Annotated in this window: 23 protein-coding genes; 6 read left to right on the top strand and 17 right to left on the bottom strand. The window is 63.7% G+C overall.

What is annotated here, in order from left to right; genetic code table 11:
• Positions 1–65 precede the first annotated feature (65 nt).
• Both NU688_RS18635 and NU688_RS18630 read left to right on the top strand, forming a co-directional pair.
• Positions 66–1,226, top strand: coding sequence for an agmatine deiminase family protein (locus NU688_RS18635; RefSeq protein ID WP_308340314.1), 1,161 nt, complete (start codon positions 66–68; stop codon positions 1,224–1,226).
• An 11-nt stretch (positions 1,227–1,237) separates the two neighbouring features.
• Positions 1,238–2,329 carry an agmatine/peptidylarginine deiminase gene (locus NU688_RS18630; protein WP_257862275.1) on the top strand — a complete coding sequence of 364 codons (1,092 nt, stop codon included), beginning with the start codon at positions 1,238–1,240 and terminating at the stop codon, positions 2,327–2,329.
• 1 nt (position 2,330) lies between these two features.
• On the opposite strand, the gene NU688_RS18625 is transcribed toward NU688_RS18630, so the two are convergent.
• Positions 2,331–3,089, bottom strand: coding sequence for a winged helix-turn-helix domain-containing protein (locus NU688_RS18625; protein WP_257862274.1), 759 nt, complete (start codon positions 3,087–3,089; stop codon positions 2,331–2,333).
• A gap of 735 nt (positions 3,090–3,824) precedes the next feature.
• Complete coding sequence (locus NU688_RS18620) at positions 3,825–4,052, bottom strand: hypothetical protein (RefSeq protein WP_257862273.1); 228 nt, start codon at positions 4,050–4,052, stop codon at positions 3,825–3,827.
• 676 nt (positions 4,053–4,728) lie between these two features.
• On the opposite strand from NU688_RS18620, the gene NU688_RS18615 reads away from it, so the two are divergent.
• Complete coding sequence (locus NU688_RS18615) at positions 4,729–5,133, top strand: helix-turn-helix domain-containing protein (protein WP_257862272.1); 405 nt, start codon at positions 4,729–4,731, stop codon at positions 5,131–5,133.
• Between the two features lie 123 nt (positions 5,134–5,256).
• Here NU688_RS18615 and NU688_RS18610 read toward each other — a convergent pair whose 3' ends face one another.
• On the bottom strand, positions 5,257–5,718 hold the full coding sequence (locus NU688_RS18610; RefSeq protein ID WP_257862271.1) for a hypothetical protein: 462 nt from the start codon (positions 5,716–5,718) through the stop codon (positions 5,257–5,259).
• Positions 5,719–5,844: 126 nt separating this feature from the next.
• Positions 5,845–6,081 (bottom strand): hypothetical protein, encoded by a 237-nt coding sequence (locus NU688_RS18605; RefSeq protein WP_257862270.1) that lies wholly within the window; start codon positions 6,079–6,081, stop codon positions 5,845–5,847.
• Positions 6,082–6,495: 414 nt separating this feature from the next.
• Between NU688_RS18605 and NU688_RS18600 the strand changes: the two genes are divergently transcribed.
• Both NU688_RS18600 and NU688_RS18595 read left to right on the top strand, forming a co-directional pair.
• Positions 6,496–6,840: a hypothetical protein gene (locus tag NU688_RS18600; RefSeq protein WP_257862269.1), complete on the top strand. Its 345-nt coding sequence runs from the start codon at positions 6,496–6,498 to the stop codon at positions 6,838–6,840.
• A 127-nt stretch (positions 6,841–6,967) separates the two neighbouring features.
• Complete coding sequence (locus NU688_RS18595) at positions 6,968–7,633, top strand: DUF1826 domain-containing protein (RefSeq protein ID WP_257862268.1); 666 nt, start codon at positions 6,968–6,970, stop codon at positions 7,631–7,633.
• A gap of 449 nt (positions 7,634–8,082) precedes the next feature.
• Here the strand turns inward: NU688_RS18595 and NU688_RS18590 are convergent, their stop codons facing one another.
• From NU688_RS18590 to NU688_RS18530, 13 genes are all read right to left on the bottom strand, one after another.
• Positions 8,083–8,865, bottom strand: coding sequence for a type 1 glutamine amidotransferase (locus NU688_RS18590; RefSeq protein WP_257862267.1), 783 nt, complete (start codon positions 8,863–8,865; stop codon positions 8,083–8,085).
• Positions 8,866–8,971: 106 nt separating this feature from the next.
• On the bottom strand, positions 8,972–9,148 hold the full coding sequence (locus NU688_RS18585; protein ID WP_257862424.1) for a hypothetical protein: 177 nt from the start codon (positions 9,146–9,148) through the stop codon (positions 8,972–8,974).
• A 26-nt stretch (positions 9,149–9,174) separates the two neighbouring features.
• A complete protein-coding gene (locus NU688_RS18580) occupies positions 9,175–9,534 on the bottom strand; it encodes a hypothetical protein (RefSeq protein WP_257862266.1) in 360 nt (119 codons plus the stop codon).
• Positions 9,535–9,590: 56 nt separating this feature from the next.
• Positions 9,591–9,986 carry a roadblock/LC7 domain-containing protein gene (locus NU688_RS18575; protein ID WP_257862265.1) on the bottom strand — a complete coding sequence of 132 codons (396 nt, stop codon included), beginning with the start codon at positions 9,984–9,986 and terminating at the stop codon, positions 9,591–9,593.
• Entirely contained in the window at positions 9,983–10,525 is a 543-nt protein-coding gene (locus NU688_RS18570; protein ID WP_257862264.1) for an ATP/GTP-binding protein, read from the bottom strand. Before NU688_RS18570 ends, NU688_RS18575 begins: the two co-directional genes overlap by 4 nt.
• Positions 10,522–11,220, bottom strand: coding sequence for a hypothetical protein (locus NU688_RS18565; protein WP_257862263.1), 699 nt, complete (start codon positions 11,218–11,220; stop codon positions 10,522–10,524). The genes NU688_RS18570 and NU688_RS18565 overlap by 4 nt, the downstream gene beginning before the upstream one ends.
• 31 nt (positions 11,221–11,251) lie before the next feature.
• Positions 11,252–15,016 carry a pilus assembly protein gene (locus NU688_RS18560; protein ID WP_257862262.1) on the bottom strand — a complete coding sequence of 1,255 codons (3,765 nt, stop codon included), beginning with the start codon at positions 15,014–15,016 and terminating at the stop codon, positions 11,252–11,254.
• The gene (locus NU688_RS18555; protein WP_257862261.1) at positions 15,013–15,633 is read right to left on the bottom strand and encodes a hypothetical protein; all 621 of its coding nucleotides are present in this window, start codon (positions 15,631–15,633) and stop codon (positions 15,013–15,015) included. Before NU688_RS18555 ends, NU688_RS18560 begins: the two co-directional genes overlap by 4 nt.
• Positions 15,630–16,754 carry a PilW family protein gene (locus tag NU688_RS18550; RefSeq protein WP_257862260.1) on the bottom strand — a complete coding sequence of 375 codons (1,125 nt, stop codon included), beginning with the start codon at positions 16,752–16,754 and terminating at the stop codon, positions 15,630–15,632. Before NU688_RS18550 ends, NU688_RS18555 begins: the two co-directional genes overlap by 4 nt.
• Complete coding sequence (pilV, locus tag NU688_RS18545; RefSeq protein ID WP_257862259.1) at positions 16,751–17,167, bottom strand: type IV pilus modification protein PilV; 417 nt, start codon at positions 17,165–17,167, stop codon at positions 16,751–16,753. The genes NU688_RS18550 and pilV overlap by 4 nt, the downstream gene beginning before the upstream one ends.
• Entirely contained in the window at positions 17,164–17,739 is a 576-nt protein-coding gene (locus NU688_RS18540; protein WP_257862258.1) for a GspH/FimT family pseudopilin, read from the bottom strand. The genes pilV and NU688_RS18540 overlap by 4 nt, the downstream gene beginning before the upstream one ends.
• Before the next feature lie 8 nt (positions 17,740–17,747).
• Complete coding sequence (locus tag NU688_RS18535; protein ID WP_257862257.1) at positions 17,748–18,257, bottom strand: type IV pilin protein; 510 nt, start codon at positions 18,255–18,257, stop codon at positions 17,748–17,750.
• Between the two features lie 123 nt (positions 18,258–18,380).
• Positions 18,381–19,319 (bottom strand): LysR family transcriptional regulator, encoded by a 939-nt coding sequence (locus tag NU688_RS18530; RefSeq protein WP_257862256.1) that lies wholly within the window; start codon positions 19,317–19,319, stop codon positions 18,381–18,383.
• A gap of 317 nt (positions 19,320–19,636) precedes the next feature.
• Here NU688_RS18530 and NU688_RS18525 point away from each other — a divergent pair, with 317 nt between their 5' ends.
• Positions 19,637–20,221 carry a MarR family winged helix-turn-helix transcriptional regulator gene (locus tag NU688_RS18525; RefSeq protein WP_257862255.1) on the top strand — a complete coding sequence of 195 codons (585 nt, stop codon included), beginning with the start codon at positions 19,637–19,639 and terminating at the stop codon, positions 20,219–20,221.
• Positions 20,222–20,308 lie beyond the last annotated feature (87 nt).

Below are 20,308 nucleotides of genomic sequence, written 5' to 3'. Positions count from 1 at the left end.
AATTGTGCAGATGAATAGGCGCAGACAGAATCCGGGACTTCTTATTGGTAGTAACCCTGATCTGCATGACAACTCGACGCACTCTCCTGGGCCTGGGCGGCCTTGGACTCATCCACGGACTCGTGACCGCCTGCGGCGGCGGTGGCGGCGGTACTGGCGGCCCGTCGGCACCCTTTCCCATGCCTGCGCCTGCCCCGTCTGCTGCGCCTTCGCCTTCACTCGCCGCCGGCTGGCAGATGCCTGACGAAGGCGGCGCCCATCGCGCGGTCTGGATGGCTTTCGTGGCGCGCGAGTCCATCTGGACCGCAGCCCTGCGCCAGCCGGTGCAGCAGGCGCTGGCGCGCATCGCAAACGCCATCAGCGTCTATGAGCCAGTCAAGATGCTCGTGAACGCTGCCGACTTCGCCACGGCCCGGCAGCTTTGCGGCTCCAACGTGCAACTGATCGAACACCCCATCGACGATCTCTGGATACGCGACACCGGCTGCGTCTTCGTGCGCAACGCCCGCGGCGAGCGGGCCGCGGTGAACTTCAACTTCAACGGCTGGGGCAACAGGCAGCCGCATGCGCGGGACGCCACGGTCGCAGCGCGCATGGCCGAGCTCGCCGGCGTGCCGCTGCTGCAGAGCCGCCTGGTGCTCGAGGGCGGCGGCATCGAGGTCGACGGACAGGGCACAGCCATCGTCACCGAGAGCTGCGTGCTCAACGAGAACCGCAACCCGGGCGTCGGCAAGGCCGCGGCCGAGGAGGAACTCAAGCGGATGCTGGGCCTGGACAAGATCATCTGGCTGCCGGGCATCGCGGGCCGCGACATCACCGACGGCCACACCGACTTCTACGCCCGCTTCCTCAAGCCGGGCGTGGTCGTGGCGGCGCTGGACAACGACATCGACTCCTTCGACCACGCCGTGACCCGGCGGCACCTGGAGTTGCTGCGCGTGGCCACCGACGCGCGCGGCCGCGCCCTGCAGATCGTCACGCTCCAGACGCCCAGCCAGGTGCGCCCCGCCTATGCGCGCAAGGAATTCGCGGCCGGTTATGTGAATTTCCTGGTCACCGACAAGGCCCTCTTCCTGCCGGAATTCGGCGACGCCGTGGCCGACGAGGCAGCGCGTGCCGCGCTGGCGGCCCAGTTGCCCAGCCACCAGATCGTGCAGCTGAACATCGACGCCATCGCCGCGGGCGGCGGCGGCATCCACTGCACCACACAGCAGGAACCAGCCTGAAGATCGACACCATGAATTTCTCACCAACCCGCCGCCGCCTGCTGAACGGACTGGGCCTCGCGCCCCTGGCTTGGGCCGCCGACCCGGTCGCCGCGGCGCCCGAGGCCTGGCACATGCCGGACGAAGGCGACCCTCACCGCGCCACCTCGATGTCCTTCGGGCCCAGCGAAAAGATCTGGGGCCGACGCCTGCTGAAGCCGGCGCGCGAGCAACTGGCCCTCATCGCCCGCACCATCGCCGCCTTCGAACCCGTGCACCTCCTCGTGCGCGAGCAAGAGCACGACCTGGCCGCGCGCCTATGCGGCAACCGCGTGCAACTCGAGGTGCAGCCGGTGGACGACCTCTGGATGCGCGACACCGGCCCGGTGTTCGTGCGCGATGCCAAGGGCGAATGGGCGGGCATCGACTTCAATTTCAACGGCTGGGGCGGCAAGCAGGCCCATGCGAACGACGCCGAGGTGGCCGGATACGTGACCGGCGCGGCCAAGGTGAGGCGATTGGCCACCCGGCTCGTGCTGGAGGGCGGAAGCATCGAGGTCGACGGCGCGGGCACGGCGATCGTCACCGAGAGCTGCGTGCTCAACGCCAACCGCAATCCGGGTCTGAACAAGGCCGCCTGCGAAGCCGAGCTCGGGCGTCTATTGGGCGTGCGCAAAATCATCTGGCTGCCGGGCATCGCGGGCCGCGACATCACCGACGGACACACCGATTTCTACGCCCGCTTCGCCGCGCCCGGCGTGGTGGTGGCGGGCCTGGACGAAGACCCCGATTCCTACGACCACGCCGTGACCCTGCGCCACCTGGAGATCCTGCGCCGGGCCACCGATGCGCGCGGACAGCGGCTGCGTGTGGAAGTGCTCAAGGCGCCCGAGACGGTGCGCCCCACCTTCGAGACCGACGAGTTCGCGGCCGGCTACATCAACTTCTATGTGTGCAACGGCGCCGTCATCGCACCGCAGTTCGGCGATGCGGGCGCCGACGCCAATGCGCGGGGGCTGCTGCGCGACCTGTTTCCGCGGCGCGAGGTCGTGCAGCTCGACATCGACGCCATTGCCGCGGGCGGCGGCGGCATCCACTGCACCACGCAGCAGCAGCCGCGCTGATTCACACCTGCGCCTCCTTGCGCATCGAATTCACCTCGTAGCCCCGCCCGTAGATCGATCTCAGGATCAGCCCTCTTTCCGGCAGAAGCTTCAGTTTTCTGCGCACGTTCGAAATGCAGACATCGAGAGCTCTCGATCCGGGAGATCGGGGCCGCCCCCGCCATAGGACGGAAAGCCTTTCGCGGGTCACCAATGAATTCATATTTCGGAACAATTCGAGCGCCAGATGGAATTCCATGGGCTTCAAGGGCACGCTTTGTTCCCCCAGCCACACCTGACGCCGGGCGATTTCAAAGCGATATTCATCCCACACAAAATCCCCAGCAGTTGCATTGGCAGCCAACTTTCGCTGTGCCAGCATTTCCAGCCGCCATTCGAGTTCCTGATCGCTGCAGAAAGGAAGCACGACATCCATGCTTCCCAATCCCGCGAGTTCCGTCTTCAAACCGGACAAGGTACCGAGGTATTCGGGAAGCGCCACGAGCAGCAAGGGCACATCGAAATCGATCAGGATCGATTTCAACTGATGTTTGAATTCTTCGGTGGAGATTGCAATCAATATGCATCCGAACTTCTTTCCTGCGCGCAGGTCGGCAAATAGATCGTCCATCGAATCGAAGGCCAGGGAAGCGCATCCGAGCGCATCCAGACGGCAGCGCAGCAAACTCCTTTGTGTCGCATCGCTGTCCATCAGCGCTACAAAAAAGGTTTTGTCTTTGACAGCGGTACCCGCTTGTCCTGATTTATCAAATGAAATCATAAATTCATTTCCAAGGGAAGTGGAATGGCTCGGTTTCATTACAAGCACTTGCGACTCGAAAATAGGCTTTCAATACACCACGGTTATCATGAAACTTCACATCCCAACGTATTGAATAAGATTTTAGAAATATCACAATAAACAATTTTCCCGATCCAGATTTTTAATTCAATCCGCGTTTATTTGCAGGCATTCAAAGAAAATACAAAGGCCTGTTAGTTCTATTTATCGACGCCGAACAAGCAAGGCCTTCGACCAGCGGACCGAGAGCAATGCCCGAGGCGGGGAAAGATGGATATGAGTAGCGAACTCGCCTCCGATCTTTCCTGCCGCTATTGCGCAGAAAGGTGAGGAATTCTTCCCATCTCTAAACCAAATGCTTTTTTGAATGTAAAGCAGACGACTTTTGAGAGAAAAAACTTGCCAAACCTGCAAGTATTTCACTTAAAAATTCGGCCATCTATTGCCATCCAAGGCGGAAAGTGGTTTCAAACCCGCCGGACTCGAAGGCTCGCGCGGGCGCAACCCGGGCGCTTCAGACAGCAGCGAGGGCTTTCTCAGCCTGGCAGCGAGCAGGTTTGAAGGCGACTCCAAGGCAGATCAAGCTGCATCTGGTCGATCTTCATGATTTCTGGCGTCGTCGGCCGCTTTGAACCGCCGAGAAGGAGGAAGCTCAAGGCGACCCCGTATGTAGTAACAAAGATTACAAATACCGTGAACAGGGTAGTGCAGCAGTCACGGGTTCGCTGAAAGAATGCTGCGTTGCAATACATCTGCCGATAAGCCATAGAGCTTGGCAAGGGGGCCCATGACATCCAGACCGCCCTCTTTATGCACAACCTGTTTTCTGCCTGCCCATGCGGCATCGATCATCTCAAGCGCATGCGCCGCAGCACGTGGATGCGAGTCCTGCCGTGGCTGCGCCTCTATCGCTGCGACAACTGCGGCAAGCACCAACTCCATTCCGAACGGGAGATAGAGGCGGCACGGGTCAAAAGAGACGCCCGGACCAGTTTCGCGAAGAGGTAGTGGCCTTGCCAGTACAGAAGTGACGAGCGGGGTGCGCCTTCATTCCTTTCCCTTCACCTCCAGGCGCATTCGGCGAAGAAGCGCCTTGCCGGTCCGCCGCGTCGCCCGAATGCTCCCGAGCCGTTCGTGGCGAGCGTCCCTTCACGAACGCCGGCAGGCGATGAAGCGTCGGCAGCGTTGCCGCAACGGGCGCTCATGCGATCCGGCCGGATGTCGCTTGCGCGATCAATTCATCGCAGATATCTCCAGTTGATGATGAAAAATAACCTATTTCGTGAAAAAATGCACAGATGCATCGGCATAGCCAATGGACGGAGAGCCTGGCAGGGGGAGCGTCACGGAACCGTTCTCAACCCCTGGATTTCATGTCTCATCCGTCTTTCGCCTTCCCATGCAGCGTTGTTCACCCGGTGAAACATCTCTGCCGACGCGCAAGGACGCGCCCGTTTCCCTGGCTGCTCCTGCGGCATCGCCGCGCCCTGTGCAGCAAGCCTCGAACGCCTTCCGAACACGCGTCGGACGCTGCATTCGCACTCCGGACCACGCCGCAGCGCTCTTGGCGCCTCCTTGCCCCGCCGCTACCTCGCGGCCGGATCGCGGGTTGACCGCAATGAGCAGTACGTTCACCGAGCGTCTGAAGGAACTCACGACGGACATCGGCCGCGGATGGCAGGCCAGCCTCGCCCGCCGCTGCGGGGTGACTCGTGCCGCAATCACCAACTGGCTTTCGGGTCGAAACAAGGGCATCGAATCGACTCACCTGTTCGCCATTGCCGACTATTTCCGGGTCAACCCGCGATGGCTGGCCACCGGTGCCGGGCCCAAGTGGGCCGAGGTCCCGATGCAACTGTCGAAGAATGTGCATCCCACCGTGGGCGAGGTACTGGTCAAGTTCGAGGAAATGGCCGCCCGGCACCAGCAGATGAACGAGTCCGAACGCATCGAGCTCTACATCTGGCTGGCCGGCGAGAGGCTGAGTATTCAGGCAACGGTGGGCCCGCAAACCACGGATTGAAGGCTCGCTGTTCTTGGCCACTAATGCCGGAGACACCTCAAAGGGTGGCTCATCACCAGTGCGGCGAGTCGTGAACTTAGACATCAATGGAGAACCTGCTCCATCCGAGTCGGCGGCCAAGGACTACGGCTCTTCGGATGCCACGTCGCTTCCATTGAGCGACCTGATGCCTCCGTCGCGGTAGTACAGCCGATCCCCTACCCGGCTCGGGTGTCGGAGCGCATCAAGACATCCCTGTCGGCCGTTGAAGGGACGCATCTCGGACCCGTCGTACGCCTCTCGAATTGGCGACGACACGGGCCTGCCGGGCCGAACGCCCGTCTCCGGGGGAGCGGGATGGCCCGAGTCGGCGAGCAGCGCCGCACCCTTGACAGTGATGGTGTAAAGCGTGGCGGGTGTTCCATCGAATCGGCGGCCCAGATGTTCGCAAATGTGCCCTTGCTGGCACAGCGTGAGCAGGTCTTGAGGCACGGTTCGCCCCAGTGCCTGCGCGATGGCGGAAGCCGGCATGAAGTCCCTGCGCGAAACCGCTCGCAGCACCTCGACATGCGCATGGCTGACAGATGCAGTTGCCTTGTGATTCATGCGATTACTCTTTGACTCGTGGTATGTCCACGCAAATGAAAACCCGCGCAGGCAGACATAGAGCGTCGGAAATCTTTTGATCTCGACCTGTACGCGGCTGCGAAGAAGCAAAACGGCGCGAGGAAGCTACAGGCCCGGTGTATCAGCAGGCACGCGAAGCGCAAGCCTGCCTTTGTCGGTGATGGCGAGCATCGTGGCCGCCTTGGAGCCAGTGGCACCGTGGCGGATGACTTCCGTCGACGGGATGAAAGCCATGACCAACCCCGCTGCTCTCAGTACGCTGAGCATGTTGATCTCGCTCGGGGTGTGCACCTGGCAGGGAAGACTCTGCTTGGCGAGGTGCCTCAAAAATTCCACGGTCATACAACGGTTCCTTGCTGCCATCTCGAAGATGGCAGAGAAATATTCTGAGCCGCCGTCGAAGCGCGATCAACCCGCAAGCAGGCCTGGCGCACGCGCTTCTATTCATTTTTTACAGGTCGCCCCCAACATTTATTTCCGCTTTTACGCACGCCTTCCGAGACTCGCTGACTTGTGTCGTTTGCAGAGGTGATGAATGGATTTCGTGTGCATTGCCGCCATCGTGATCGTGTGGGTCGCAGCGGCAGAGTTGTTGGTCTGGCGGTTCAAGCTCGACGCGCCCAGGCGTGAATGGCCATGATCGATCCTCAGGGATCCCGTTTACGCGGCATTTCCATCGACGGGCGCAATGTTTGCACCGTTTTCATACGCATCTGACGATATTGGCGCTGTGTACATTTCCATCACAGGAGTTTCATGGCTTACGCCGCCTATCGGGAATATGCGGGCACCGTGCTCGCCAAGAGCGAGACGATCTTCAAGGTACTTGATGTCACGGTGCCATCGATTGACGCGTGCCGCGTTCGGCGCGGCATCGCCGTATGCAAGGGGGCAGGCGTGCTGCGCTGCGAACCCCTGATCCGCGTGAATGCAACATGTTCGAGCGGAGCCCCGCGCGCGCGCCTCATGATTCGTCTGCCCTTGGAGAGCTATGCCTCCGTGGTGCACTGCTTGCTCGAATGCGCACCCGATGGCGAGATCGGCCACCTCACAAGCTGGCGCGAGCATCTCCAGCGTCGTGGGCTGGCCCACGGTGGGTGACTCGCGGAGGACGGTCGTTGACCTGGCCCTCGAGTCCGGCCTGACTCTGGGCCGCAGTCGCGCAGGCGAGTTCGAGGGGCGCTCGCAATGGTCCGGTGCAAGGTCCTCGACGAACTCGAACATATCTTTGCCGCAGCCGATCGCGCCGTCTGTCCGGCAGGAAGCTTCGCGGTCTCGGCAATCGCACGAGGTATTGCTCGGCCAGGACATCGAGGTGCTCGAAAGGATTCTGGAACCAGGGGTCGATCTGGCGTTGTGGGAGCGTGACCCCTGCGCTTCGATGTCTGCATGGCTGGAAGCCTTGCCCTCGGCAAGGCTTCCCACAGGGCAACTGCAATTGCGCGCGGCCGATGTCGCATCCGGACTGAACGCGGCGTGCAAGACATCGCGTACGCCGAGTGGGCCGGAGCGAGACGGCTTGATGGCGGACATCGACATGCTGGCGACCCGCTTCGCGCTGATCACGGGACACCCCCGAATGACCCTTACCCTGCAGGCGCGTGGACGAGACGTCGATGAAAACTGGCACTTCGACGATGCCGGCCTGCATCTGCTGTGCACCTACAGCGGCCTCGGCGCCGAATGGGTAGCCTCCCGTCATGCGGACGCAGCGTTGCGGGCGCCGAAGGGATTTGCCGGGCCTTTCCGGCGCATGCCGCTGCACACCGTTGCTCTCTTTCGAGGTCGTGGGACGGATGAACAGGACTGCGGCCGGGGGCTCGCGCACCGTTCCCCGGCGTTGAGCAGCGCCCGGTCGCGCCGGTTCGTGCTGCGCCTGGACGAATTGCGCTGACTTCCCGTGCGGGCTGATGACCCCGCTGATCCGGTCAACGCAGATTCAGTCCGATCCGAGGTCAGCGATCAGTGGAGCCCAACAGGAGCGCATCCTGTCGGGCCCGAATGCCGCAAAACCGCTCGACTCTACGGTCTCGCCAACGTCTGGCTGCAGGCATTGGCAAAGGTTTTCAGCTTTGGAGGGTTGGCCATGGGCGAGCCACGGCTCCACTCGCTCCTGGTGTCTACGCGCACCTCGAAACGGACTTTCCCGTTTTCGATGGCCGTCACTCGGCGTTCTTGCGTGTTGGACAGTGCATAGATGCCTCCAACAACGACTTCGGATTCAGCGATTGGCACAAATACTCCGCTCATGGATGTTTGAAAAACGGCTGAGTGTTCTCAGCCAGGTGCAATGCGTCGGCAGGCTCAGGCTGTTTCACCTCCAGCCCGCCGCGCCGTTTCGTTTCAGGCCGCGAGCCTGACGAAGTCCACGGGGCGCGGCGCGCCTGGCAACTGCTGCGCCCAGCGCGTGAAGATCCGATGGGCCAAGGTGTTCAATTTGCCCATGCGTTCAGGCAGGGCGCGCTGCATGGAGATGCGGTTCTGCACATCAGGCCCTTTGGCCTGTGCGAGCTTGGTGCCTTTGCGGGCGCACCAGGCGACCAGGTCCACGGGCGTGAGCCCCAGGGGACACAGCAAGCCCATGTTTTGTCCCAGCGTGAACCCCTTGTTGTGGCAGTGCCTGTCCAGCAAGAAGCATTCGGCTTCGGGCGGCAGTTCGAGGGTGTGGTCGTGGGCATTGAAGATCTCCAACCTGGTCGGCACGTCGAACCAGGCGCCGGCCTGGGGCGTGAGCCACGACGGTGTCCAGCCATAGCTCGGAGAATTGCTTGGCGCGACGCTGCCTCCTGCAGCCACGGCCAGCAACTGAGCGCCATAGCCCAGTCCAAGCACGGGCACGCCCTGGGCCAGACTTTCCTTGCAAAGACTCAGCTCGGCGCGAATCCAATTCAACCGGTCGAGCGCACTTCGCTCGCTGTCGAGCAGGACAATGCCGCTGAACGCCTGCGCGTCCTTGGGCACCGCCTGCCCTTTGTCGGTCCGGATCAGTTGCAGCGGCACGGCGAGTTGCTGCAGGCATTCGTGCAGGCTGCCCGGGCCCATGTGTTGTTCGTGTTGAAGGATGGCTACTGGTTTCATGTGCTTGCCAAGGCATTGATTCATTGAGGCAGCCATCTTGTCCGCCATCGCATCAAAACCTTGTACAAAACAGCGCTATGCGCATAAAGGTTTGATCATCGCGATGCGCTGTCTCCGACATTGCCGGCAAGGAACACGGCAAACCATCGATTGTTCAGGTCTTGGTCGCGTAGCGCGCATCGCCGCGCTGGTTGGTCGCGACGTTGTCGACGAAGGGCGGCGTCGCGGCCGGGTCAGGCACGGGCGCGGTGTCGGTGAAGCCCAGGTCCTTCGGCGGACCGGCCACGACAACGACCGGCGGATTGGCTGCGCACCTGACAGCGGAACTCAACGAACTGATGGTTCGCGTGAGCGGTTTCAAAATTCCATCTGCTTGTCGGCGTCCTGCGTCTTGCGGCGGCCGAGCGCGAGGTTGGCACGCTGCTTGTCCAACACGACGTAGATGAACACACCCTCCTTGGTGGCCGAGGGACGGATGATGTGGTACTGCTTTCCCAGCGTGATCAGCATGTCCTCGATCACGTCGCTCAAGCCCAGGGCCCGCATGGTCTTGAGTTTGGCGCGCACGACCTCGGTGTTGCCGGCCGCGGCGATCTCTATGTCCAGGCCCGCGCCCGCGGCGCCCAGGATCATGCCGCTGGCCGAGTCGACCACGGCCGCGCACATGGCACCTTCGATGGTCAGGATGTCGTCGAGGGTCTGCTTGATGGTTGCCAAGTTGTTCTCCAGTAAAAAAAGCGGTTCGAAAAAATGCGGCCTTGCCGCTCGGTGGGTCATGCGTCGGTGAGGGTCCTGGCCAGCTGCGCGGCCCGATAGGCCACCAGCGCCAGCACGGCCGCATCGCGGGCGAGCACGTTGATGACGAGTTCGACGTCGCGCCGGGGCACGCTGCAAAAGACGGCAAAGCCCGACTCCGTCTGCACGATCACGCTCTTGTGGCGGCCCAGGCGCGCCTCTTCGGAGACAACGCTGGCAATGGCCACGATGGAACTGGCCATCGCCGCGACGCGGGCGGGGTCCGCATCGCCGATGACCGCGGAGGCCACATTGAAGCCGTCGATGGTCGCGACCACGACGGCCGTCACGCCGTCCAGTTCGTCGACCAGCTTGCGTGCCTCGCGCTGCGCATGCGCGGCTGCCGTACGGGACAGGTCTTGTCGATCAATCACTTTGTCTCTCTCCCACAATCGGCTTCGAGTTGCACCAGCAGCGTGTCGATCAACAGGAGCACGTCGCTCCTGTCTCGCACGTCCACTTCGAGGATCGGATGTACCTGGCCCTTTGCGGCGAGCGCTTCCGCGTAGTCGTCCAGGGTCGGCACCGGATGCGCCAGCAGTCGCCCCACGCCGACGACGCAAGGCATCGTGCGAAGCGCTTCGGAGAAGCCGGTCATGTAGATGGCCAGGTCCGCCAGCGGATCGGGCCGCGAGTTGTCGATCAGAACGATCACGCCCAGCGCGTTGCGCACCAGGATCTTCCAGAGGAATTCGAAGCGCGGCTGCCCGGGCGTTCCGTACATGCGGACGCGGTCCCCGCTCTCCAGCGTGAGCAGGCCGAAGTCCAGGCCCACGGTGGTGCGCTCCTTGTCGATCGATGTGTCGGAGTTGAGCACGTCGGTCATGACCGGCATCGCATCGCTCACGCAACCGATCGCAGTCGTCTTGCCGGCGCCCACGGAGCCCGTGAAGAGGATCTTGTATTCCCTCATGGCGTTGCTCCGAGGCCCAGCCGGCGACGGATGCCGCCGATGAGGCCGCGCATGAACTCGCTGCGCACCGGGGCTGAAGTGATCGGGAGGTACGGCAGTTCCGCGTGCCCCCTTGCGGCAGCCGGTGCCACATGCAGCTCCAGCATGCCCGCCGAGCGCAGCGTCTGCAGGAACGTGACGCACCGGGGAAGAGAGATCTCGCCCAGTTCGGCCAGTTCGATGGCGCTCAGCGTGCGGCGCGCCAGCAGGCTGGACATCCGCACCTTGTCGGGGTCGTTGCGCAACAGCAGGGCCGAAGGCCAGCGCCGCAGCGTGAAGCGGACCGAATAGGAAACCTCGATCTCCAGCGCGGACTGCTCTTCCATCGCCGAGCGCGTGGACCGCGCGGCCAGCAATGCGCGCTCGGTGCTCTTGAGCCATTGCTGCAGCTTGTCGGCCCGTATCGGACGCTCCAGCGTATGGGGCGAGCCACCGGAATTCCTGCGCGTGAGCGCGAGCACGGCGCCGGCCGTGCGGGCGAACTCGGCGCGCTCGTTTGCCGTCGCGCTCTCGTCGACAAGCAGTGCGTCGTACGGCGGTGCATTGACCATGGTCCACGGAAAGGCCACGTCGTTCGCATACAGCTGGACGATGGTCCGGATCACGGCCGCCTCGGGCGCGGGCAACCTGTAGACACCGAGTCTCAGAACGGTCATGTCTCGCCTCCCTTGCACACGCAGCTGCGCATCAGTTCACCGCCGGTACTTCGCGCCAGTTCAAGAGACGCAGCGAGATGCCCTTGGTCAGATCGGCTTTCACGGGCACCGGTCTCCCATCCGTCCCGACGATGATGCGGGCGGACCCATCCACGCTCACGAATCGCAGGTCGGTGACGGCGCTGGGGAAACTCTGATAGGCGGTTCCGGAGGGCAGCAGCACCGAGCTTCCCGTTCCGTAGTTGATGGCATAGACCCGGCTTTGCCCCGAAGGACTGCAGGCGTCGCCGGTGGTCAGCAGGCTGGAGAAAGCCACGATGCCGTTGAAGGCCGCCGGGTTGGAAACCAGGCGCCAGCTGACACTGGTATCGACACCCATGTCCAGATACCAGCCCGGCGAAGTGTTCGAGAGGCTGATGCCCTTGATCACGTCGTCCACCTTCGTGAGCTGGCTGCGCGTGATGGGATCGGTCACGGCATTGAAGCTGCCGGCCGTGCCGTCGACGATGGCGTAGAACGACTGCGGCGCCTTCGAATTCACGTCCGAGGCGTCCAGCAGCCTGCCGGTTCCGAGCAACACGAAGCGCTTGCGCGTGACAGGGTTGATCTCGATCAACGGCGCGGTGGTCACGGGCTGCGCGTTGCCGGATGAATCAGTGAGCCTGGCCAGCAAGGTCGGCACCGGGTAGGCGGCAGTGCTGCCCTTGGCGGCGGTGAGATCGAAGCGCCAGAGCTGCCCGTCGAGGTCCGCGGCATAGACGGCATCCGCCGTGTTGTCGGCATGGTCGGCGACATAGGCGGACGCCTGTGCGAGGCCGCTGGAGGACGTGGGCGTTCCCATCTTCTCGAGCAACGCGCCGGTCTTCGGATTGACGATGTACAGGTAGCCCTTGCCGTCGCTGTTGTTGTAGCCCGAGGTGAGGATCACGACCCAGCCGTATTTCTTCGTCTTCACGGCTGTGGGCGCGCCATAGCTGTAGCCCATGGTGGCGTCGGTGAACTCCCATTTCACCTTGCCGGCCACCGCGGCTTCGCTGCCCATGCCTGCCGGGTCGGTCACGTCGATGGCGTAGTAGCTCTTGCCGCCCTTGCCCAGCCCGCCGATCAGCAGGCTGTGCCAATCGGCGCCGTTGCCGTTGCTCGCGGTGGTGAATGCGCCGCCGGCGCTATTGAGGTCGATGTCGAAGGCCAGCGGTGTCGCGTCCACGTAGTAGCGATGGGCGTACTTGGGGCTTCCAAGCTGTGCCAGTCCATCCACCTGCGGTGTGCCGTTCGGCCCCTGGAACAGCGCACCCGGCACGTAGGCGAACTGCTCGACTCCGGCGGTGGCGCCGTCGAGCGCGCCATTGAATGCATGCAGCATGCCGTCGTTGGCGCCGACGTAGACCATGGTGGGACGCGCGGCCCACTTGGTCTTGAAGGCCGTGTAGCCCGGGTTGCTCTTCTCCGAATAGCCGGTGCCGGGCGGCCCGACAGGCATCACCTTCGCATTGACGATGTCGCCCAGCAGCAGGGCCCGGCTGCGCAGGGCCCGCGTGCTTCCGGCCACCGTCGAGGTGCCTTCGTTCTTGCGATCGCCACGCAGGTAGTTGAGGTAGTCGGTGCTGGTCGTGGTGGGGGCGTAGGCAGGCGCGAGGGCGGCCAGTTGTGCCGACGTCACGCTGCCGGCGCGGAAGGCCACGCCCTTGCTGCCGTCCCATGTCGCGATGCGGCGCGCCGTGTCCCAGCCGCCGTTGGCCAGTTGCGCCTCGAGCGTGGTGCTCGTGGTCCAGACCGGCGCGGCGGACGGCGTGCCGTCGCTGGCGAAGGTGAGCTTGCTGGCGGTGAGCACGCCCGTCCATCCCTTGGAGTCGTACTGCGACGCATAGGAAGCGCTGCCGGTGGAAGCGGCCTGCGCGGTGGAGAGGGAGAAAGACGTGGTGTAGGCCTTGATGGCGTTGGCGATGTCGGTGAATGCGGCTCGCAGGCCGCTCACCATCTGTCCTGCGTTACCGGCCAGGAAGTAGTTGTCGGGCCGAAGGCGCTTGTTGCCGTTCATGTCGATGCTGTCGCCCGAGGTGTTCCACCATTCCTGCGCCAGCGGCGCGGTGGTGTTGGCCGGGTCGTAGTTCGCGGGCACGCTGAAGCCGCCGTACTTGGTCGCCAGGTAGTACGGGTTCAGGTCCTCGGCCCGCTGGTACTCCATGACGTCCATCCAATAGGTGGAAATGTTCTGGACGCCGGCCAGGTCGGGGCGGATGTCGTTGACGTGCGTGCCGTAGGCCAGACCGGCAATGTAGTAGGTCGTATCGCTGCCGCCGTTGCTCCACCATGGCGTCGGTGTCTTGAAACCTTCCAGCACCTGCAGGTTCTTCGTCCACGCATCCGCCTTGTTCAGCGAGTCCGCGGCGACCGCCGCGGGATTGCCCCGCCAACTCGTCACGGCGCTTCCGCCCACGTTGTAGTCGTAGTGGGTGTGGTCATCGCCGATGCCCAGAATGAAATTCTTCTGGCACGAATAGGCGATGGGGTCCTTGCCGCTCCAGTCCGTCACCGCAGGAAAACCGTCGAGCTTGGCCTCCCTGCCCTCCACGTTCGCTGCCACCGAGTTGGTCCATTCGGGCACGTTGCCCAGGTTCTCGAAGTACCGCACGGTCGCGTAGTAGAGCTCGCTGACGTTGTCATACATCATGTAGTTCTTGGCGGACTGGCCGAACTTGTTGAGGTAGTTCATCACCCCGCTCTGCGTGACGCCGCTCGCGGTGGCCGAAACAGCGTCGGGGTTGGTGTTCATGATGCCGGTCGTGGCATCCCACTCGCCGCGGGTGTTGGTGACCACCGCGGTGGACAGCGGCTGTGGATACGTCGGGCCGATGAACCCCATCGGCGCGCGCATCACGCCGCCCTGCTGCGCTATGCCGCCAGCATTCAGGAACGAGAAGGTGCCGTAGCGGATCTTGTTGGCGTTCTGCTGCAGCAAACCTTCCGGCTTGTAGTTGGTGCCGTACTTGACGCAGTTGGCTTCCACGCCGCCGGCCGAGGCCGACGTGTCGCAGACCTTGACGCGCACATAGACCTGGTAGACGGCGTCCGCCTTCTTCTGCTTGTTGGCAGCGTCGACGTCCTTCAGGTCGTCTCCCGTGCCGGTGGAGTTGCCTGTCCCGGTGAACACCATGGTGTTGCCGCGCGACCAGATGTTCGCGTTGAAGTTGCTCCAGTTGCTGAACGGCGTGACCGAGGAAACCAACGCCTTTGGCAGCCTGTGCCCGGCGCCCTGGTCCGTTCCCCGCAACGGGAAGTTGGTCAGGTTGCCCTGGCTGGAACCCCACGCCTTCTCCAGGATGGTCTCGCTCGTCGTGTCGACGCTGCGGTAGCCGCCCGAGAGTGCCCATCGAAAAGGGTCGATGGTCTGCATCGTGGCCCAGTTCATGAAGTTGCCGCTCCATTGGCCCGAGCAGCTGTGCTTGCTGGTGCCGGTGGCCGCGCCCGCTGGCTGGAAGTAGCTGTCGGACGCGGCGCCCTTCTTCTCCGCCGGCTTGACGTACTGGTAGGTGTAGCACTTGCGCGGATCGAAGTAGCCGAGGTACTCGGTGGCATCCGCGTAGTCGTTGAGGTTCGCCACGCTGATCGCAGTGGGGTATTCCACCGACAGCGCCAACGCAAGATTGCCCGGCACATCGGATGAGGCAAACACCGGCTGGTCCGACAGCTTCGCGGTCGCCGCCAGCGCGGCCGTGCACGACACGCCCAGACAGACGGCCGCGATCGCACCGATGCGCGAGGCCACAGTCGATGAACGACAAAAAGCGCGTGTCATGGGGATGCGGTGCCTTCCTGGTCTGGCTTGGTGAACGTCGACTGCATGAACACCTGCGTGTCGCGCGGACCGCTGACGCGCAGGCTCAGGCGGTAGATCGTGGCGGTGGGTGGCGTCGGCGGCGGCGAGGGGCTGGCCGTGCCGCCGGCCGGGGCCGCGGACGACTGCACGCAGTTGGTGCTGGTGGCCAGTCCGGTGCTGCTGCAGAGGCGATCGATCACGTAGCGGATGTCAACCTGCGCCACCGTGTCGGCGATGTCGTTGGAGGCCTTGCCGACGGTGGCGAAGGTCTTGTCGTCCAGCAACGCCAGCGGCACGCCCTGCGTGTTGGTGTCCAGCTTGGTCGCCTTGAAGTTTTCGCCCGGCAGGTCGTCGGTCGCGTTCGCGAGCGCGCCGCCGCTGGCCAGCTTGTTGGCCAGCACGAAGGACACGGCCCGCTCGCCCTGGTTCACGAGGTCGCGCCGGAAGGCCAGGTTGCCGGCGGAGGTCAGCGACGTGTTCATGGACCGCACCACCGCGACACCACCGGCCAGCAGGATGACGAGGACGATGAGGCACAGCAGCAGGACGACGCCGCGCTGGCGTCGCGCGGGCGGGAAGGCGCTTGAAATCTTCATGGCAGCAGCAGCATGTTGCGCAGCGGGATGGTGAATTCGACGACCCGGTGGCGGTAGTGCCGCTCGTCGTCGCTCAACGTCACGGTCTGTGCGACCGGATTCTTCGAAGCGTCCTGGAAGTCGTCGCCGAAGAGCTTGAGCGTGGCGGACGACACGGTCTCCTTCTCCTTGTTCGCGCTGCGCATGACCAGCGCGATGCGAACGGCGACGATCTTGCGCATCGTCTCCGGCGTCTGCATGACGGCGGCGATGTCGAAGCCCGCGGCGCCCGGGTCCGCCCAGCTGTCGAGAATGCCGTCGCCGTTGCTGTCCACGCCGTAGATGGCATGCAGTTCGGCCACGCCGTCGGCCAGGGCTTGCGTCGCGCCGTCGGCGCCCAGCAGCAGGTCGTAGCCGACCAGCGTGCGGTTGTCGCCCACGCCGAGGAGCAGGAACTGCACGTTGCCGTTCGCGGGATTGCCCAGCGGCGTGACATAGGTGGAAGTGCTGGCCGCCAATGTCTCCAGCGAGGTGGACTTGCCGGCCGTGTAGTAGTTGCCGCCCAGCGTCAGCACCTTGCTCGCGACGCCCGAGACCTGTTCGAGCAGGCAGTCCGTCGTGCCCTGCTGGCTGACCAGCACAAGGTCGTCCACCGACACGCCGACGGTGTTGTCCATCGCGAGCGTGTTGGCGCTGCCCGGGTCCGTCAGGCCGCGCGGCACGCCGCCGGCCACCGCATCGCCGCCCATGACGACCAGCACGTCGGAGCCGGTGTCGGACTGGCTCTTGCCGATGAGCAAGGGCGCCACCCGCAGGTCGGACGCGGCCTTGGTCAGAAAGGCCTTCTTGAACGGCGCGGGAAATCCGGTGGCCGGTAACTTGGCGGCCGCGTTGAGCTTGCAGCCGAACACGCCCCGGTCCGTCGGCTGCACCGACTGGACCAGGCTCGAGCCGGCGCTGCGCACCGCGCGGTCGAGCACGTAGGCTGCGTACGCGCCGGCCTGCTCCATGTCGTTGGTCGAGGTGGTGATGCGCTTGTGGGTCTCGCCCGTCACCACGATGCTGGTCACGGCCAGCGTCACGATCAGGCCGATGACCATGGCCACGAGCAGTTCGATGAGCGTGAGACCGCGCTGCTTCATGGGAGGGTCACCCGCGTGGTGAGCTTGCTGTCTTGATCGGCGACCACGCGGCCAGGCGCCCTCCAGGTGACGAGGATGTCGGCGCTGTTGGTGGTGCCGGTCACCGCGGTGACGGTCACGAGACCGTCCGGCAAGCCCGCACCTGCTGTATCGCTCGCACGTTTCTGCCAGACCGAGTTCGCGCCGGTGTCCACCGCCACCGACTTGCCGAGCCACATCGCGCTGGCGACATCGTTGGCCAGCAATGCGGCACGGTTGCGATCCTGCGCGTCCGTCGACAGGCTGATGGCACGCGCCTGCAGGCCGATCAGCCCGAGGATGCCCAGCGAGAACAGCAGGACGGAGACGAGCACTTCGAGCAAGGCGACGCCCGACTGCCTCGCACCGGAGGCTTTGCGGAGACTTTTCTTCATGGGCAGCCGTCAGGGGAATCTGCGAGCTTGCGGGCCGGGTCGCACATGCGGACCTGCCCGCCCAGGCCGACGAGCACGCGCAGGGGGCGGTCGGAGCCGGTCGCATTGACGATGTAGGTGAACACCGGCGAGCCGGTGCCGCAGTTCGCACCGTTCACGCCGGTATCGGGATTCACGGCAAGGCGCCCCATGGCGTTGAAGCAGATGGCCGCAAGGCCGGTGATGCTGACGCCGGATGCAACGTCGGGAAGCACGCCAGCCTGCACGAACGCACTGCTCGCATCCAGGCTCGACTTGGAGACGTTGATCGACCAGTTGCTGCCGTTTTCCGCGGCGGTCAGGCTCTTGTCGGGCGCGGCGCTGTTGGTGAGCGAGAAGACCATCGGCCGGCTGCGGCGCAATGCTTCGGACTGCGCGAAGCGCAAGCCGTTCTGCAGCGAATCGCTGACGGTGCGCACCTTGTTGTTGGCGACCCAGGTGGTGAACGACGGCATGGCGAGCATCGTCAGGATGCACATCAAGGCGATCGTCACCATCATCTCGATGAGCGTGAATCCCGCTGCGCGTGCCATGCGGTCTTTCATTTCGGGCACGCCTGGCCTCGCCGGGTCACCCAGGCCTTGTCGCAGCCCGTCCAGCCGGTCTTGTTGTTGACCGTGGTGCCTTGAACGCCCAGCTGATCCACCTTGAAAGTGAATCCGTCGGTGGGTCCGCTGCCGACGGCCTGCAGCGTGTACGTCGTCGACGTGGCCGCAGGCGCGGAGGCGCAAGACAACTGGAAGGTGCCGACGATATTGGCGCGGGCAGCGGTCGCGGTGCACGGCGGAACGAAGTCCCCGGTCTTGAGATAGGTCCGGTTGTCCTGGTAGTAGCGCTCCATGTCCGCACGCATGACCGACAGGCCGTTGGTGCCGTCGACGAGCTGGCCGCGCAGCACATAGTCGCGATAGCTGGGGAAGGCGATCGCCGAAAGGATCGCCACGATGGCCACGGTGACCATCACTTCGATCAACGTGAAGCCGGCGATGCCTCGGCCCGCGATGACGGTCGCACGCTGCCGCCTCGCTGTCTTCAAAAGCCGAACTTGCATTGCCGCCTCCTTGCCACAAAAAACCAGCCTCTTGCCGGTGTCGTTAAGAAACTGATGTGACAATTGTTTGCAAGAATGAATGCTTTCGACTAGACCAATGAATGAAATGCAGCCACTCATTTTTCAGGGCAATGGCGTGGCCGAACGGGGTGCACCAGATGCGGGCGCCCATTCCTGCTGGCTCAGTTTTTCCACGGCCATGTCGGCGAATGCCGCTACCGCCAGCGGGCGCTGCTGGCGACTGGGATAGACGACGCTCAGCCCACGACCGGCCCGCGTGTACTGCGGCAGCACCCGCACCAGCCTGCCCGCCGCGATATCCGATGCGGTCAGGACCGACGGCAGCGCCGCGATGCCAAGGCCGGCGCACGCGGCCTTGCGCAGGACCTCTTGTGCGTTGCTGTTGAAACGCCCGCTCACGCGCACCTCCTTCTGCATGCCATCCATGTCCTGCAGGTGCCACGTGACGCTGCCGCCGGCATTGGACTGCACCACGCATTCATGCTCGCGCAGTTCTTCCAGGTCGGCGGGCATGCCATTCGCCGCCAGGTAGGAAGGGCTGGCGATCAGTTCGCCATGGCTCGCGAAGATTCGCCGGATCACGTAGCTGGAGTCTTGCAAGGGTCCGCCGCGAAATGCGATGTCGATGCGATCCGCAATCAGGTCGACCAGAAGATCGCTGAGCACGAAGTCCAGGCGCACCAGCGGATGCTCGGCCAGAAACGTCTCCACCCATTCCATCTGAAAGAAGTCGAAGAAACTGGTTGGCGCAGCCACCCTCACCATGCCAGTCGGCTCCGCGTTGTCCGCCACATGCAGTTGACCGGCTTCGATGAGTTCCTCGACCGCCGGGCCGCATCGCTCGTGGAAGGATTCGCCCGCGCTCGTCAACGTGAGCTTGCGGGTCGAGCGCTGCATCAACCGTGTGCCCAGCCGCGCCTCGAGTTGCTGGATGCGCCGGCTCACCGTGGCGGAAGGTACGCTCAACCGTCTTGCCGCCTCGGCAAAGCTGCCGCTGCGAGCCACCTGCACAAACATCGCTACTTCATTCAGATCGAGCATGGGATTCTTTCTGTTGTTGTCGTCGGGTTCGAGCCGGCTTTTTTCGATGCTTCTCCAACTTTCCCGGCAGCTTTAGGCACCAATCGGGGGCGCATGCGGCGCACCACGAGTGCGCACCCGGGATGTATTTGAGGTACGCCCCTCAAACAAAACCCTGAACGGTGGCTGACATCCCCGTCAGCGCTGTGTACTTTGCGAAAAAAAGCTCGCCGTTCGCTCCAAGTTGCCGCAGCATGTCGTCCGTTGATGGTTATAAAAACATAACGATCAATTGACCTAATTAACTACCGGCAGCTTCGTCGCGAGCCTTGACCCACATGCAAGCCTTTCCCGATACGAGAGCACTGCGCGCGCCGCGCGCACTGGATGACCTCCTGCTTTACCGCTTGTGGCGTGCCACGCGCGCAAGCACGGCCATGGCGACGCGCATCGTGGAGGGCGGCTTCGGCATCACGCATCGCGAGTGGGGAATGATCGGCATGCTCGCGCAGGTCGGAGAGATCAAGCCCTCGGCGCTCGCCGAGCAGTTGCAGCTGGACCGCGTGCGCACATCGCGCGGCCTGCGCAGTCTTTTCGAAAAGCGCCTGATCGAACGGCGCCAGAACGCCGATGACGGCCGCGAAGTCCACGTGCAATTGAGCGATGCCGGTCAACAACTCTTCGACGAGTTGTTCCCTCGCATCGCCAGCCTCAACATCGATCTTCTCGAAGGCCTCGATGCCGAAAACCACGACATCTTTCTCCAGTGCCTGCGCCTGCTCGAGTCGCGCGGCAACGCATTGAATGCACAGCGTGCCGTCCCGGAGAAAGCAGATCGTCGCTCGGGTGGCACGCGCCACCATTGGTCAAGGCAGATCGACATCTGCCTGACCCAGGGGAGCGTCTACTCAAGTCCCCGCTAGACGATCCGGATCGGTTGTGCGATCGCGGAAGTACAGCGCCGGGTGAAGCGCGATGTGCAATGGCACATTGCGGGCCGACCCGGCGAC

Source organism: Variovorax sp. ZS18.2.2 (genome assembly GCF_024701975.1).
Taxonomy (GTDB): domain Bacteria; phylum Pseudomonadota; class Gammaproteobacteria; order Burkholderiales; family Burkholderiaceae_C; genus Variovorax.
This window is presented reverse-complemented; position numbering and strand designations above follow the sequence as displayed.